Source organism: Mycobacterium novum (genome assembly GCF_010726505.1).
GTDB lineage: Bacteria > Actinomycetota > Actinomycetes > Mycobacteriales > Mycobacteriaceae > Mycobacterium > Mycobacterium algericum.
Genome location: NZ_AP022562.1, coordinates 180,723 through 195,090, shown reverse-complemented (window position 1 = coordinate 195,090; position 14,368 = coordinate 180,723). Strand labels below are relative to the sequence as shown.

Below are 14,368 nucleotides of genomic sequence, written 5' to 3'. Positions count from 1 at the left end.
TTGCTAGGGTTTTCTTCAGAAACACTCATGTCCGCGAGGTTGTCAGGGTCGCGGTGGGGATTCGGGGACGAGGATCTTGCTGATGTCGGCTTATGGGCGTCGTTTCGGTGTGGGAGTCGGCCTGGTCAGCGGGGCCGTGGCGGTTGCGGTGACGGTCGGACTGGGCGGCGCCCACGCCGGCGCCGCCGATCAGCTCGCCGGTATCGCAGTCGCCGGCGAGAACGCCGATTCGACCGAGCTGTTGATCATCGCGAGTACGAATTTCGGGGACGCCAGCGACGTCATCACCGGGATCGACACCTCAGAGCTATCCGGAACCTTGCTGTCGGCTGTGGAGGCGATGCATCGTTTTCCGAGCATCATGGACCGGGCGGTCGACATCATCGACGACAAACTCGCGCCGGCCGAAGCGACGATCCTCGAGCATTCCGGGTCGATGTCGTCGCTGATCGACCAGTTGTTCTTCGCGCCGCTCAACCAGCAGTGGGCGGATGCCGGCGCATCGATGCTGGATGCCTCGCAGGCGTTCGAGAGTGCGGTCGCCGAGGGCTCGATGGCCGACACCATGTCCGCGGGATTCCAGATGCTGGGGATCAGCTTCGGTGAGGTGATCCCGCTCGCGCTCGCGTCGGCTCCCGTGGTCTGGATCGGCAGCCTCTTCGACGATGCCGTGGCCATGACGGACTTCTTCGACTTCGGGTTCTGACGCAACGATCGTCCGCCGGCCGCTTGGCCTTCCTCGCGACATTCCTGCTGGCCGGTTGATTCCCGCCCTGAACTTTGCGCGATTTGCGCCGCCGATGGTGTCGCGCCGGAACTCGACTCAGCAGTCGTAGTACAGCGCGAACTCGTAGGGGTGCGGGCGCAGGTTGATCGGGGTGATCTCGTGGTCGCGTTTGTAGCGGATCCAGTTCTCGATCAGATCCGGCGTGAAAACCCCGCCCTCGGTGAGGTATTCGTGATCGGCTTCCAGGTTGTCCATCACCTGGGCCAGGGTGGTCGGGGCCTGCGGGATGCCGGCTGCCTCGTCGGGCGGCAGCTCGTAGAGGTCCTTGTCGACCGGAGCGGCCGGCTCGATCTTGTTCTTGACGCCGTCGACGCAGGCCATCAGCATCGCCGCGAACGCCAGGTACGGGTTGCCCGAGGAGTCCGGGCAGCGGAACTCCAGCCGCTTGGCCTTGGGGTTGGTACCGGTGATCGGGATGCGCACACAGGCCGAGCGGTTGCGCTGACTGTAGACCAGGTTGATCGGCGCCTCGTAGTGCGGCACCAGGCGCTTATAGGAGTTGATGGTCGGGTTGGTGAACGCCAGCAGTGACGGGGCGTGGTGCAGGATGCCGCCGATGCAGTGCCGGGCGATGTCGGACAGCCCGGCGTAACCGGCCTCGTCGTAGAACAACGGATCGCCGTTCTTCCACAGCGACATGTGCACATGCATGCCCGAGCCGTTGTCACCGAACAGCGGTTTGGGCATGAAGGTGACGGTCTTGCCGTTAGCCCAGGCGGTGTTCTTGATGATGTATTTGAACAGCATCAGGTCATCGGCGGCGTGCAGCAGCGTGTTGAACCGGTAGTTGATCTCGGCCTGCCCGCCGGAGCCGCACTCGTGGTGCCCGCGCTCCAGGGTCAGGCCCGCGTTGGCGAGGTTGGTGGTCATGGCGTCGCGCAGGTCGACGTAATGGTCGTTGGGCGCCACCGGGAAGTAGCCGCCCTTGGGGCGGGTCTTGTAGCCGCGGTTGACGCCGCCGCCGATCTCGGTCGGCGAGCCGGTGTTCCACCAGCCCGAGTCCGAGTCGACCTCGTAGAAGGTGCCGTTCATCTGCGAGTCGAAGCTCACCGAGTCGAAGATGTAGAACTCGGCTTCGGCGCCGAAGTAGGCGGTGTCGGCGATGCCGGTGCTGGTCAGGTAGTTCTCCGCTTTGCGGGCGACGTTGCGCGGGTCGCGGGAGTAGGGCTCGCGGGTGAACGGGTCGTGGACGAAGAAGTTCAGGTTCAGCGTCTTGGCCGCCCGGAACGGATCGATCTGGGCGGTGGAGAAGTCGGGCAGCAGCATCATGTCCGACTCGTGGATGGACTGGAAGCCGCGGATCGAGGAACCGTCGAAGGCCAACCCGTCCTCGAACACGCTGGCGTCGAGCGTGGCCGCGGGGATCGTCAGATGCTGCATCATGCCCGGCAAGTCGCAGAACTGGATGTCGATGTACTCCACGTTCTCGTCGGCCACGAGCTTGAGAATGTCGTCGGCCGTCTTGTCGGTCACAGAAGTGTTCTCCTCCGCTGGTAGCCCCGGTCGGACGGCGGGGTTGCCGTTGCTGACGTTACGCAACCGCGGCGGGACCCGCCCAAGCCGGGTCGGGTTCCAGCCCGCTTATCGTAGGAGGCATGAGCCGCACTTTCTCCTCGTGGCTGTCCGGGCCGGAGTCGGCTCGACCGCAGCCCCCCGAAGGCGCCCCGGGGCAGGACCTGGGCCTGCCGCCCACCGGTCCCGGGTCGCTGGCCTCGACGGGACGCCGGGCGCTGGGACTGGCCGTCGACTGGCTGGTCGCCTACGGCCTGGCCGGACTGGGGGTCACGCTGGGGCTGGTGACCCCGCCGTTGCTCGCGACCGCGGTGCTGGTCATCTGGCTGGTGCTGGGCGTGGCCGCGGTGCGGCTGTTCGGTTTCACGCCGGGTCAGTATGTGTGCGGGCTGCGGGTGGTCGCGGTGGACGGCACCGGCGTGGGACTGGTCCGCGCGGTGGTACGCGGCCTGTCGATCGCGCTGGTGGTCCCGGCGCTGTTCATCGACGCCGACGGTCGCGGTCTGCAGGATCGCGCCACCGCAACCGCCGTGGTGCGCAGCCGCTGAATCTATCTGCGGCCTACCGGCGGCGCACCGCGCGCTGCACGCCGCGCATCTTCGCGCCGCCGGGCAGCGGGCCCTTGGGCATGGCCGCGGTACCGGTCCGCGAGCCCAGCGCCGCCAGCCGCGACTCCAGCGATTCCATCTGCTTGGCCGAGATATTGGCCGGCAGCTTGGTCAGGAACCGTTCCAGCTTGGCCAGCGGCACCTCGCCGTCGCCATTGCCCACCATGACGTCGTAGATCGGTACATCGCCGACCAGTCGCGCGGTGCGCTTCTTCTCCTGGGCGAGCAGCGGTTTGAGTCGGGTGGCGGAGCCTTCCGCGACGAAGATGACACCGGGGCGCCCGATCACGCGGTGGACGGCGTCCAGTTGGCCGGTGGCGGCGACCGCCTGGGTGACCCGCCACTTGCCGCGCATGTTGTCGAGCGCCCACGCCGCCGCCCCGGCCTGCCCCTCGGCCTTGCGGTAGACCGTCCGCTGTGCGCGCCGGCCGAAGATCACGAACGCCAGCAGCGCGCCCAACAGCAGGCCGAGCGGAATCGTGGTCACCTTGGCGAACGTCCCGCCGTTGAGCGCCAACGCCGTGGTCACCCCCGAGACCAGCACGAATGCGCCGATCATGTACGGCAGCAGCCGCTTGTCCTCTTTGCGCTGCAGCTGGAAGGCCTGCCACAGCTGGGTGCGGCGCTCTTTGCTGGCGGCCTTGCGGGTGGCTTTCGCGGCCTCCCGGGCAGCCTTGTTCTCGGCGGTGGTGCGCGGTCTGGGCATAGTTACCAAGGATACGCAGCCGGGCTTCTCGTCAGCCGGGGGCCGGAGTGCGGTCCCGCTCGGCGCGACGAGCCATGGCCTGCTGGTAGAGCCGGCCGGCCCGATACGACGAGCGCACCAACGGCCCGGACATCACCCCGGCGAACCCGAGCTCTTCGGCGTAGCGGGCGTGCTCGACGAACTCCTCCGGCTTGACCCACCGGTCGATCGGGTGGTGCCGCTCGGTGGGGCGCAGATACTGGGTGATGGTGACCAGTTCGGCGCCGGCGTCGTAGAGGTCGGCCAGCGCCGCCCGGATCTCCTCGGGTGTCTCACCCATGCCCAGGATGAGGTTGCTCTTGGCGACCAGCCCGGCGTCGCGCGCCTGGGTCAATACGTTCAGGCTGCGCTCGTAGCTGAATCCAGGCCGGATCAACCGGAAGATGCGGGGCACGGTCTCGACGTTGTGCGCCAGCACCTCCGGGCGGGACTCGAACACCTCGCCCAGCAGGTCGGGTCGACCGCCGAAGTCGGGGATCAGCAGTTCGACGCCCGTGGACGGGTTGAGCGCCTTGATGGCACGCACCGTCTCGGCGTAGAGCCAGGAGCCCTGATCGGCCAGGTCGTCGCGGGCGACCCCGGTCACCGTCGAATACCGCAACCCCATCGCCTGCACGCTCTCGGCGACGCGACGTGGCTCGTCGCGATCGAGCTCGCTGGGCTTGCCCGATTTGATCAGGCAGAACGAGCAGTTGCGGGTGCAGACCTCGCCGCCGATCAGGAACGTGGCCTCCCGGTCCTCCCAACACTCGTAGATGTTGGGGCAGCCCGCCTCCTCGCACACCGTGTGCAACTTCTCCCGCTTTACCAGCAGCTTGAGGTCGGTGTAGTTCGGACCCATTCGGGCGCGGGTTTTGATCCACGACGGTTTGCGCTCGATCGGTGTCTCGGCGTTGCGTGCTTCGGCGCGGCGTAATCTCCGGCCTTCTCCGGCGGCGCTCACCGTGTCGATGTTACGCGCGACTCGAAGTGGTCGCGCACCGGCAGCACGCCGTCGAGCGCGTCGACGACCGCGCCGGCGACCGCGCGCCGAACGTCTTCGACACCGGTCGCGAACCCCAATTCCGCCGACAGCGACGTCACACCCGCATCGGTGAGCCCGCATGGCACGATCGACCCGAACGCGCTGAGATCACAATCACAATTGAGCGCGAAGCCGTGCAGGGTGATCGCGCGTGCCACCCGGACACCGACCGCGGCGACCTTGCGGGCGGGACGGCTACCGTCGGCCGGCAGCCATACTCCGGATCTGCCGTCGATGCGAAGTGCGTTGAGTCCCAACGTGTTACATACCTCGATGAGTGATTCCTCAAGGCGGCGAACGTAATTGACGACGTCCATCGGTTCGGTCAGGCCGATGATCGGATAGCCGACCAGCTGTCCCGGGCCGTGCCACGTGATCTTGCCGCCCCGGTCGACGTCGACCACCGGGGTGCCTTGAACCGATGGCAGCGGGCGTTCGTGCGGCTCGGTACGCCGGCCGGCGGTGTAGACCGACGGATGCTCCAACAGCAGCAGCGTGTCGGGGCCGCCGGCGGCCCTGGCGTCGGCCAGGTCACGCTGCAGCTGCCAGGCGGTGCTGTAGTCGACGGTACCGAGCTGGCGCACGTCGAGCGGCGCGGTGTCAGACCGGATGGACCTCATGCTCGCAGGCTACCCGGCTCGGCAACGGCCGCCGGAGCGGGACCGCGGGGAGGTCCTGCGGAAAACATCAGAGCGGGGTCGGGCGCTCGGTGGCATAGCTGAGGGCCTCGCCGATGGTGTTGTGCCGGAACTGGAAGCCGGCCTGCTCCAACGCGGCGGGGATGGCACGCTGACCGGCCAGCAGACCCTCCTCGGCGAACTCGCCGAAGACTGCCCGCGCTGCGAATCCGGGCACCAGCAGCGGGGCAGGCCGGTTCAGCGTCCGGCCCAGCGCCGCGGTGAACTCGGCATTGGTCACCGGCGCCGGCCCGGTCAGGTTGACCGGACCGCTGAGCGCCGGCTCGGTCATCGCGAACCGCAACGCCCGGACCTCGTCGTCCAGGCTGATCCAGGACATGTACTGGCGGCCGCTGCCCAGTCGGCTGCCCAGCCCCAGCGAAAACAACGGGCGCAACCTCGCCAGCAGCCCACCCGCGCGGGCCAGCACCAGGCCGGTGCGGGCCAGCACCACCCGGGCGCCGGCGGCGCGGGCGGGCGCGGTCGCGGCCTCCCAGTCCTGTGCCAGCCGGGCCAGAAACCCTCGGCCGGCCGGCGCGGATTCGTCGACCGTGCGAGCGCCGGTGTCGCCGTAGAAGCCGACCCCGCTGGCGTTGATCAACAGCGGCACCCGAGCCTCGGCAACCGCGGCCGACAGCACCTCGGTGGTGGTGATCCGGCTGTCGCGGAGGGTCTGTTTGAACGCCCCGGACCAGCGGCGGTCGCTGACGCCGATGCCGCACAGATTCACCACGGCGTCGACGCCGGCCAGCGCATCGGCGTCGATGTCTCCGGCCTCGGGGTCCCAGCGCAGCTCGCCGCCGTTGGCCGGGGTACGCCGCACGATCCGCAGCACTTGGTGACCGTCGGTCCGCAGGGCCGAGACCAGCGCGGAGCCGATCAGGCCGGAGGACCCGGCGATAGCGACGATGAGGTTGCCCACAGCTGAATCCTCTTGCAGCCCTTCCCGATACTCCTCAGGTCCGCTAAAGCCCCAGTTCGGCCTCGAACTCGCCCTCTTCGAGTCGGGTGCGGATCGTGGTCACGAACCGTCCGGCGTCGGCGCCGTCGATCAGCCGGTGGTCATACGTCAGCGGCAGGTAGCAGACCGACCGCACACCGACCGATTCGTTGCCGGCGTCGTCGACGATGACCCGTGGCCGCTTGACGATGGCCCCGGTGCCGAGCATGGCGGCCTGGGGCGGCACCAGGATCGGGGTGTCGAACAGCGCGCCCTGGCTGCCGATGTTGGTGATCGTGAAGGTGCCGCCGGACAGCTCGTCGGGCTTCAGGCCGCCGGAGCGTGCCCGGGCGGCGATGTCGGCGATGGCCCGGGCCAGCCCCGCCAGCGACAGGTCCCCGGCGTTGTGGATCACCGGCGACAGCAGCCCCTGCTCGGTGTCCACTGCGAAGCCGAGGTGCTCGGCGTCGTAATAGGTGATCTCGCCGGCTTCCTCGTTATAGCTGGCGTTGACGTTCGGGTGGGCCTTCAGCGCGTCGATCACCGCGCGGGCGATGAACGGCAGGTAGGTCAGGTTGACGCCCTCGCGCTCGGCGAAATCCGCTTTGGCCCTGGCCCGCAGCGACACGATTTTGGTCATGTCGACCTCATGGGTCTGGGTCAGCTGAGCGGTGGCCTGCAGGGATTCGCGGGTCTTCTTGGCGGTGATCTGGCGGATCCGGTTGGCCTTGGCGGTGGTGCCCCGCAGGTGAGCCAGCGCCGGGGCGGCGGGCGCCGGGGTCGCCGACCGGGCGGCCGGTGCGGCCGGTGCCTGCCGTTGTCCGGCCTGCCGCTCAGCGAAGGCCAGCACATCCTGCTTGCGGATCCGCCCGCCGACCCCGGTGCCGGTGACCTGGCTGAGGTCGACGTCGTTCTCGGCGGCGAGCTTGCGCACCAGCGGGGTGACGTACGGCGTGGCGTCGGAGCCGCCGGCGGCCGGCGCCTCGGCGGCGGGTTTCGGGGCGGCCGGTGCGGGAGCCGGCGTGGGCTCGGGCCGGGCCTGCCGGGCGGGCTCCGTTTCCGGCGCGGGTTCGGGCTCGGGTTCCGGCTCGGGCTCCGGTTTCGGGGCGGGGGCGGTTGCCGGCTCTGCCGCCGCGGCGGAAGCCGAACCGATCTTGGCCAGCTCGCCGCCGACCTCGACGGTGGTGTCCTCACTGGCGGTGATCGACAGCAGCGTACCGGCCACCGGGGAGGGGATCTCGGTGTCGACCTTGTCGGTGGAGACCTCCACCAGCGGTTCGTCGACCTCCACCGAGTCGCCGACCTGCTTCAGCCAGCGTGTCACGGTGCCCTCGGTGACGGATTCGCCCAATTCGGGCATCAGCACCGGGGTGCCGTCGCCGGCCGGCGCGGCCGCAGCGGGCTTGGACTCGGCCCCGGACTCGGCGGCCTCGGGCTCCGGTTCCGGCTTGGACTCGGCGGCGGGCTCGGGCGCCTGCTCGGCGGGCTCGGCCGCGGCGGCCTGCTGGGCGGGCTCGCCGTCGCCCGCAGCGCTTTCGCCGGCCTCGCCGATCAGTGCCAGCTCGCCGCCGACCTCGACCGTGGTGTCCTCCTCGGCGATGATCTTGGTCAGCACGCCGGACACCGGCGCCGGGATCTCGGTGTCGACCTTGTCGGTGGAGACCTCCAGCAGCGGTTCATCAGCCTCGACGGTGTCGCCCTCTTTTTTGAGCCAGCGGGTCACGGTTCCCTCGGTGACGCTCTCACCGAGGGCCGGCATCTGAACTGAGAACGCCATCGCAGTTGACTCCTCGATCGGTCGGTGGGCCGCCTTGGCTCGCCCTCCGGCTTACCACAGCGGGTGCATCGAGCGGCGTATCCGGGCGGACTTTCGCTGCTAGGCGGCGGACTGTCGCGGACTGCCGAAACCATCCTGTCATTGCCCCGGCTCGCTTACACATCCAGGGGCCGATGGCCGTATCGGTGAACGAGCATCCCGGTGATGGGCTCCGGAAATGGCGGCGATAACTGCGAGCTGTGGTCCGGTTTCGACATATCGGGTGTGGCCAGTAACTACCAGGCAATAGCCGGAATTCTCGCGGGCTTCACATTTGCTGCCGTCACGGTCGTGCTCGACCGCTCGCATCGCAAGCACGCCGGCGGGCATCCGGTCGACGTGCGCGGCGCCGAGTACGAGAAATTGACCGGGATCGCGTTGGTGGCGGCGTTCCTCGGCCTGCTGTTCGCCAGTTTCCAGTACGGCATCCTGGCCGGTGAGCGCGGCTGCGCGCTGACCGGTGGCCGGGCGGCATCCGAAGAACTGTTGGGCGACGTCATGTTCGCGGCATCGATCTCCATCCTGGTTTACGGCCTGGTGCAGTTCGCGGCGAGCTCATCGGCGGCTCTCGCCAAACATGCGCGATTCATCGTGGTGGTGCTCGTCCCGCCGGTTGTCTTCGCGTTCGCCGAAATCAAGCTCATGGATCTGGCCATCTCGCTCGGTTCGCCGGAGGACCGGCAGCCGCTGCAGCCGTTGTGGGATCACGCGAACCGGCTCGCGGCACCGCTCGGGCTGACGGTGATGGCCGTCAGCGGTGCCCTCTGGTTCGCCGGAGCAAAACGGCGCCGTTCGCCGTCACCACGTGGCCGCATCGTGCGCACCAGCCAAACGGCGCTGCCGTATATCACCATCGCCTTCGTGATGTACGCGCGGATTCGGTCCGTCGTGGCGTTACCGACCATTGATCCGCATTCGCACATCACCCCCGGCGAGGGCTGGATGTGGGTGACTCTGCTGACCGTTGTGGTGCTGCTGCAGAGCACCGCGCTGTCCTTTCAGAGCGGCGTCGAAATTTCCGATCCGGTCGTCGAAAAGCAACCGGCATGATCGGGCGGTAACCGGTTAACCGTTCTCGGCGATATCCTCCAACACCGCGAACATGGTGCGGGTCGGCACTCCGGTGCCGCCCTTGCCGGTGTAGCCCCACGGGCCGGCGCTGTTGTAGGCCGGCCCGGCCACATCGATGTGCGCCCAGGCCACGCCCTCGGCCACGAACTCGCGCAGGAACACCCCGGCGACGAGCATGCCGGCGAAGCGCTGCCCGCTGACGTTGGCCAGATCGGCCACCGTCGACTTCAGGTCCTCTTTGAGCTCGTCGGGCAGCGGCATCGGCCAGCCGTTCTCGCCGACGGCCTGCGAGATCGCCGCCACCCGGTCCCGGAACTCGTCCGAACCCATCACCCCGGGGGTGCGCGCACCCAGCGCCACCGTCTGCGCACCGGTCAGCGTCGAGGTCTCGATGAGATAGTCCGGGTTGTCCTCGCAGGCCCGCACGATCGCGTCGGCCAGCACCAGCCGGCCCTCGGCGTCGGTGTTGAGCACCTCGACGGTGGTGCCGCCGTACTGGGTGAGCACGTCACCGGGCCGCTGCGCGGTGGACGACGGCATGTTCTCGGCCATCGGGACGGTGGCGGTCACCTCGACCGGGAGTTCGCGGCGCGCAGCCAGCACCACGGTCGCGATCACGGCCGCAGCCCCGCCCATGTCGGAGGTCATGTGGTGCATCGAGGCGGCCGGTTTGATCGAGATGCCGCCGGTGTCGAAGGTGATGCCCTTGCCCACCAGCGCCACCTTCTTGACCTCGTGCTCGACGGCCGGCCGGTACGTCAGCCGCACCAGCCGCGGCGGCCGCGACGATCCCTTGCCGACACCGATCACCCCGCCGAAGCCGGCGTCGGCGAGTGCCTGCTCGTCGAGCACCTCGACCTGCAGGCCGGCGGCTTCGCCCAGCGCCTTGGCCCGGTCGGCGAACTCGGCCGGGAACAAGTGGCTCGGCGGGGTGTTGACGAAGTCCCGCGCGGTGGCCACCGCGGCGGCGACATCCGCCCCGTGGGCCGCGCGTGCCGCCGCGTCGGGCGCGGCGCTGACCACCGTGAGGGATTGCAGGCCCGGATCCTTCGGGGCGGTCCTGTCGGTGCGGAACGCGGTGAAGCGGTAGCCGCCCAACAGCAGGCCCTCGACGCCGGCTGCCACCACGTCCTCGTCGGGGACGCCGGGCAGCCCCGCCAGGGTGTCGACGATGGCGGCGGTGCCGTTGAGCGAGCGTGCCGCGGTCCCCGCCGCGCGCCGGATCACATCAGCGGGCCAGCTGTCGCGGGCCTTGCCCAGTCCGACGGTCAGTACGCTGGCCACCGGCAGTGATGCCACCACCAGCCGATGCACCTGTTCGCTGCCGCCCTTGGCGTTCAGCGCCCGCAGTCCGGCCTCGATCTCGGCGACCGCTTCGGCCGGCAGTGCCGGCTCGGTCGCGGCGACCACGGCACCCTGTTGAGGCGGCGTTCCCAGCTTCGCCTCTCCTTCGTCGAGCCTCGCTGAACCGCCGGACTCATCCGGCTCATCGCCGGCCGAAACGACCGGCACGATCAGCACGGCCTCCTCGGCGGTGGGCAGCGAGTCGGTGACGGTGACGGCGGGGGCGGGGTATCCGGGTTGGGTGCTCACAAGCACTCACCCTAACGATCGGCGGGCAGCTCCAGCTCGTACGCCGGGACGGGCTCGTCGAATCCCTTGAGTTTCAAGGGTCCTCGTTCCACCACGGGCCAGTCCGGCAATTCCTTGACCACGCCGGCGCAGGCCAGTACCTGCCCGGGTTCGGCGGCGTCCACCAGGCGCGCGGCCAGGTTCACCGGGGTGCCGAAGTAGTCGCCGTTGATGGCCAGCACCTCCCCGTAGCCCAGCCCGGCCCGCACCTGTAGACCCACCTTGCGGGCCTTGGGATGGTCGACCAGGTCGGTCGCCGCTTTCGCCAGCAGCTCCCCGCTCGCGCTCACCCACATCACCGCGTCGCCGATGAACTTGACCACCCGCCCCCCATCAGCGTGCACCACGTCGGCGACGCTGCCGCCGAAGTCGGTGAGCAGCGTCGCCAACTCCTCGGAGGTGAGCACCTGGGTCAGGGCGGTGAAGCCGGTCAGGTCGGCGAAGCCCACCCCGCACACCATGCTCGACGTGGGCCCGCCGGCCAGGCCCTCGAGGAATGTCCGGGCGCTGACCTGGTGCTGGCGGTGGACGGCGTCGATCATCGCGCCGATCCGGGGGATGTACTCGGCGACCGTCCGCCAGGCGCGGGCGGTGCGCAGCTCGCTGTGGGTGTGGCCCAGCCACATGTCGGGCTCGCTGATCCGGATCATCGACGACTCGGCCTCGGCCAGCCGGGCCATCGTCGCCCCCAGCACCCGCAGGAAGCCGTCGACCGGCTCGCCGAGATAGGACCGCATCTGGACCCAGGTGGCCAACCCGTCGACGTCGGCCTGGCTCAGCGCCGGCGTGTCGGGGCTGTCGACACTGAGCCCGAGCATCGTCCAGGCGCGTTCGACATCGCCGACCGGTATCCGCAAGGCCTCGGCGGCGGTCCGCAGCGTGTAGTCGGGCGGACCCGAGCGCCCCACCACGTCACCGGCCAGGCCGAACAGCCGGCCCTGGCGTTCGGCCTCGGCCATCTGCTCGGTGCTGAAACCGAGCCCGTCGAGGTACTCAAGCAGGTCGGCGCGCTGCCGCGCGTCGGAGATTCCCGCGGCTGTCAGCGCGTCCCAGTCGACCACCTACACAAGTTTGCCGATTAAGGTGGCTCGTCGTGAGCGAACTGCAACACGGACCCCTGGAAGATCGCCACCGCGAGTTGGGCGCCAGCTTCGCGGAGTTCGGGGGCTGGCTCATGCCGGTGTCCTACGCCGGCACCGTCGCCGAGCACAACGCCACCCGCAGCACCGTGGGTCTGTTCGATGTGAGCCATCTGGGCAAGGCGACTGTGGCCGGTCCGGGCGCGGCGGAGTTCGTCAATGCGACACTCACCAACGACCTGACCAGGATCGGACCCGGCAAGGCGCAATACACGTTGTGCTGCAACGAATCCGGGGGCGTCATCGACGACTTGATTGCCTACTACATCGCCGACGACGAGATCTTCCTGGTGCCCAACGCGGCCAACACCGGGGCGGTGGTGGCCGCCTTGACCGAGGCTGCGCCGGACGGGGTCACGGTCAGCGACGAGCACCGCTCGCGTGCGGTGCTGGCGGTGCAGGGGCCGCGGTCGACCGAGGTGCTGGCCGGCCTCGGCCTACCGACCGAGATGGACTACATGGGCTTTGAAGATGCCACCGTGGACGCGGCGGGCACCCGGGTGCCGGTACGGGTGTGCCGCAGCGGCTACACCGGTGAGCACGGCTACGAACTGCTGCCGGAGTGGGAGTCGGCGGCGGTGGTGTTCGACGCGCTGGTGGCGGCCGTGTCGCAGGCCGGGGGCGAACTGGCCGGTCTGGGCGCCCGCGACACGCTGCGCACCGAGATGGGCTACCCGCTGCACGGCCACGAACTGTCGCCGGACATCTCGCCGCTGCAGGCGCGCTGCGGCTGGGCGATCGGCTGGCAGAAGGCGGCGTTCTTCGGCCGCGAGGCGCTGCTGGCCGAGAAGGCGGCAGGCCCGGCGCGGCTGCTGCGCGGGCTGCGCGCCACCGGACGCGGCGTGTTGCGAGCCGAGTTGGCGGTGCTCGACGGCGACCGGCAGGTCGGGGTCACCACGTCGGGCACCTTCTCGCCGACGCTGAAGGCCGGCATCGCGCTGGCGCTGATCGACGCGGATGCCGGCATCGACGACGGCGCACTGGTCACCGTCGACGTGCGCGGCCGGGCCGTCGAGTGCCAGTTGGTGCGGCCGCCGTTCGTGACGGCAAAAACCCGCTAGCGCACCGGTTATACAATCGCTGCATGAAAAGCGGCCTCCTCGAGTTCCAGGTGTCGGTCACGGCGAACCCGACTCCCGACGAGGTACGTGAAACCATTTTGGCTGAGCCGGGTTTCGGCAAGTTCCACACCGATCACATGGTGTCGATCGACTACACCCGCGATGCAGGTTGGCACAACGCGCGGGTCATGCCCTACGGGCCGATCGAACTGGACCCGTCGGCGGTCGTCCTGCACTACGCGCAGGAGGTCTTCGAGGGGCTGAAGGCCTACCGCTGGACGGACGGACCGATCGTGTCGTTCCGGCCGGAGGCCAACGCCGCCCGGATGCGCGCGTCGGCTCGGCGGCTGGCAATCCCGGAACTTCCCGACGAACTGTTCATCGAGTCGCTACGGCAGTTGATCGCGGTGGACTCCGCCTGGGTGCCGGCCGCCGGGGGAGAGGAGTCGCTGTACCTGCGGCCGTTCATCTTCGCCACCGAGCCGGGACTGGGCGTGCGTCCGGCCAACGAGTATCGCTGCCTGGTGATGGCCTCACCGGCCGGCGCGTACTTCAAGGGTGGCATCAAGCCGGTGAGCGTCTGGTTGTCGACCGAGTATGTGCGGGCCTGCCCGGGCGGTACCGGCGCGGCCAAGTTCGGCGGTAATTACGCCGCTTCGCTGGTCGCCCAGGCGCAGGCCGCCGACAACGGCTGCGATCAAGTGGTGTGGCTGGACGCGGCCGAGCGGCGCTACGTCGAGGAGATGGGCGGGATGAACCTGTTCTTCGTGTTCGGCACCGGCGGCTCGGCGCGGCTGGTCACGCCGGAGCTGTCCGGCTCACTGTTGCCCGGAATCACTCGGGATTCGTTGCTGCAGTTGGCGACTGACGCCGGGTTCGCGGTCCAGGAACGCAAGATCGACGTCGACGAATGGCAGCAGAAGGCCGCCGCCGGCGAGATCACCGAGGTCTTCGCCTGTGGCACCGCCGCCGTCATCACTCCGGTGTCGAGGGTCAAGTCCGCGGCCGGGGAGTTCACCATCGCCGACGGTGAGCCGGGCGAGGTCACCATGGCGCTGCGGGACACGCTGACCGGCATCCAGCGCGGTACCTTCGCCGACACTCACGGCTGGATGGCTCGGCTGGACTGATCCCGCCGGGCTCAACCCGCCGAGCCGGGCGGGGGGTCGGATTCCTCCGGACCGGGTGGCCAGTCCTCGGCCAGGGCGTCCTCGGCGTCGGGGTAGTCCGGCGCGTCGCCAGCCCCGTCGGTCATCGCCTTGCGCGATTCTCGGCTTCTTTTGCTGTAGCGATGATGGCGAGGCATCCGCGTTCCTCCCGAGTCGCGAGAAGGCCAAAATGTTAATAACAGTTCCT

The 14,368-nt window shown here is 69.2% G+C and carries 13 protein-coding genes; 5 read left to right on the top strand and 8 right to left on the bottom strand.

The features are described from left to right. Positions 1-82: 82 nt before the first annotated feature. A complete protein-coding gene (locus G6N19_RS00935; protein ID WP_193465591.1) occupies positions 83-706 on the top strand; it encodes a hypothetical protein in 624 nt (207 codons plus the stop codon). Between the two features lie 117 nt (positions 707-823). On the opposite strand, the gene glnA is transcribed toward G6N19_RS00935, so the two are convergent. Continuing rightward, positions 824-2,260 (bottom strand): type I glutamate--ammonia ligase, encoded by a 1,437-nt coding sequence (gene glnA, locus G6N19_RS00930; protein ID WP_013828618.1) that lies wholly within the window; start codon positions 2,258-2,260, stop codon positions 824-826. A gap of 122 nt (positions 2,261-2,382) precedes the next feature. Between glnA and G6N19_RS00925 the strand changes: the two genes are divergently transcribed. Beyond that, positions 2,383-2,847 (top strand): RDD family protein, encoded by a 465-nt coding sequence (locus G6N19_RS00925; protein WP_013828619.1) that lies wholly within the window; start codon positions 2,383-2,385, stop codon positions 2,845-2,847. 13 nt (positions 2,848-2,860) lie between these two features. Here G6N19_RS00925 and G6N19_RS00920 read toward each other — a convergent pair whose 3' ends face one another. The 5 genes from G6N19_RS00920 to sucB form a co-directional block, all read right to left on the bottom strand. Continuing rightward, positions 2,861-3,613, bottom strand: a complete 753-nt coding sequence (locus G6N19_RS00920) for a DUF4191 domain-containing protein (RefSeq protein WP_013828620.1) — start codon at positions 3,611-3,613, stop codon at positions 2,861-2,863. 31 nt (positions 3,614-3,644) lie between these two features. After that, a complete protein-coding gene (gene lipA, locus G6N19_RS00915) occupies positions 3,645-4,595 on the bottom strand; it encodes a lipoyl synthase (RefSeq protein WP_041317702.1) in 951 nt (316 codons plus the stop codon). Continuing rightward, the gene (lipB, locus tag G6N19_RS00910; protein WP_013828622.1) at positions 4,592-5,296 is read right to left on the bottom strand and encodes a lipoyl(octanoyl) transferase LipB; all 705 of its coding nucleotides are present in this window, start codon (positions 5,294-5,296) and stop codon (positions 4,592-4,594) included. The genes lipA and lipB overlap by 4 nt, the downstream gene beginning before the upstream one ends. Positions 5,297-5,363: 67 nt before the next feature. After that, complete coding sequence (locus tag G6N19_RS00905) at positions 5,364-6,275, bottom strand: TIGR01777 family oxidoreductase (protein ID WP_013828623.1); 912 nt, start codon at positions 6,273-6,275, stop codon at positions 5,364-5,366. Positions 6,276-6,318: 43 nt separating this feature from the next. Then, positions 6,319-8,070: a 2-oxoglutarate dehydrogenase, E2 component, dihydrolipoamide succinyltransferase gene (gene sucB, locus G6N19_RS00900; RefSeq protein ID WP_193465590.1), complete on the bottom strand. Its 1,752-nt coding sequence runs from the start codon at positions 8,068-8,070 to the stop codon at positions 6,319-6,321. Positions 8,071-8,274: 204 nt separating this feature from the next. Here sucB and G6N19_RS00895 point away from each other — a divergent pair, with 204 nt between their 5' ends. Continuing rightward, positions 8,275-9,159 (top strand): hypothetical protein, encoded by an 885-nt coding sequence (locus G6N19_RS00895; protein ID WP_232062618.1) that lies wholly within the window; start codon positions 8,275-8,277, stop codon positions 9,157-9,159. A gap of 15 nt (positions 9,160-9,174) precedes the next feature. On the opposite strand, the gene G6N19_RS00890 is transcribed toward G6N19_RS00895, so the two are convergent. Both G6N19_RS00890 and G6N19_RS00885 read right to left on the bottom strand, forming a co-directional pair. Further along, positions 9,175-10,773 carry a leucyl aminopeptidase gene (locus G6N19_RS00890; protein WP_193465589.1) on the bottom strand — a complete coding sequence of 533 codons (1,599 nt, stop codon included), beginning with the start codon at positions 10,771-10,773 and terminating at the stop codon, positions 9,175-9,177. A gap of 11 nt (positions 10,774-10,784) precedes the next feature. After that, positions 10,785-11,873: an adenylate/guanylate cyclase domain-containing protein gene (locus G6N19_RS00885; RefSeq protein ID WP_013828627.1), complete on the bottom strand. Its 1,089-nt coding sequence runs from the start codon at positions 11,871-11,873 to the stop codon at positions 10,785-10,787. A 32-nt stretch (positions 11,874-11,905) separates the two neighbouring features. On the opposite strand from G6N19_RS00885, the gene gcvT reads away from it, so the two are divergent. Then, a complete protein-coding gene (gcvT, locus tag G6N19_RS00880; protein ID WP_013828628.1) occupies positions 11,906-13,012 on the top strand; it encodes a glycine cleavage system aminomethyltransferase GcvT in 1,107 nt (368 codons plus the stop codon). Positions 13,013-13,035: 23 nt separating this feature from the next. After that, entirely contained in the window at positions 13,036-14,142 is a 1,107-nt protein-coding gene (locus G6N19_RS00875; RefSeq protein ID WP_193465588.1) for a branched-chain amino acid aminotransferase, read from the top strand. Positions 14,143-14,368: the final 226 nt, after the last annotated feature.

Bases quoted from the DNA above. Each gene is read 5' to 3' on its own strand.
- G6N19_RS00935 (WP_193465591.1), top strand. From the start codon at position 83: ATGTCGGCTTATGGGCGTCGTTTCGGTGTGGGAGTCGGCCTGGTCAGC.
- G6N19_RS00925 (WP_013828619.1), top strand. From the start codon at position 2,383: ATGAGCCGCACTTTCTCCTCGTGGCTGTCCGGGCCGGAGTCGGCTCGA.
- G6N19_RS00920 (WP_013828620.1), bottom strand. From the start codon at position 3,613: ATGCCCAGACCGCGCACCACCGCCGAGAACAAGGCTGCCCGGGAGGCC.
- lipB (WP_013828622.1), bottom strand. From the start codon at position 5,296: ATGAGGTCCATCCGGTCTGACACCGCGCCGCTCGACGTGCGCCAGCTC.
- sucB (WP_193465590.1), bottom strand. From the start codon at position 8,070: ATGGCGTTCTCAGTTCAGATGCCGGCCCTCGGTGAGAGCGTCACCGAG.
- G6N19_RS00895 (WP_232062618.1), top strand. From the start codon at position 8,275: ATGGGCTCCGGAAATGGCGGCGATAACTGCGAGCTGTGGTCCGGTTTC.
- G6N19_RS00875 (WP_193465588.1), top strand. From the start codon at position 13,036: ATGAAAAGCGGCCTCCTCGAGTTCCAGGTGTCGGTCACGGCGAACCCG.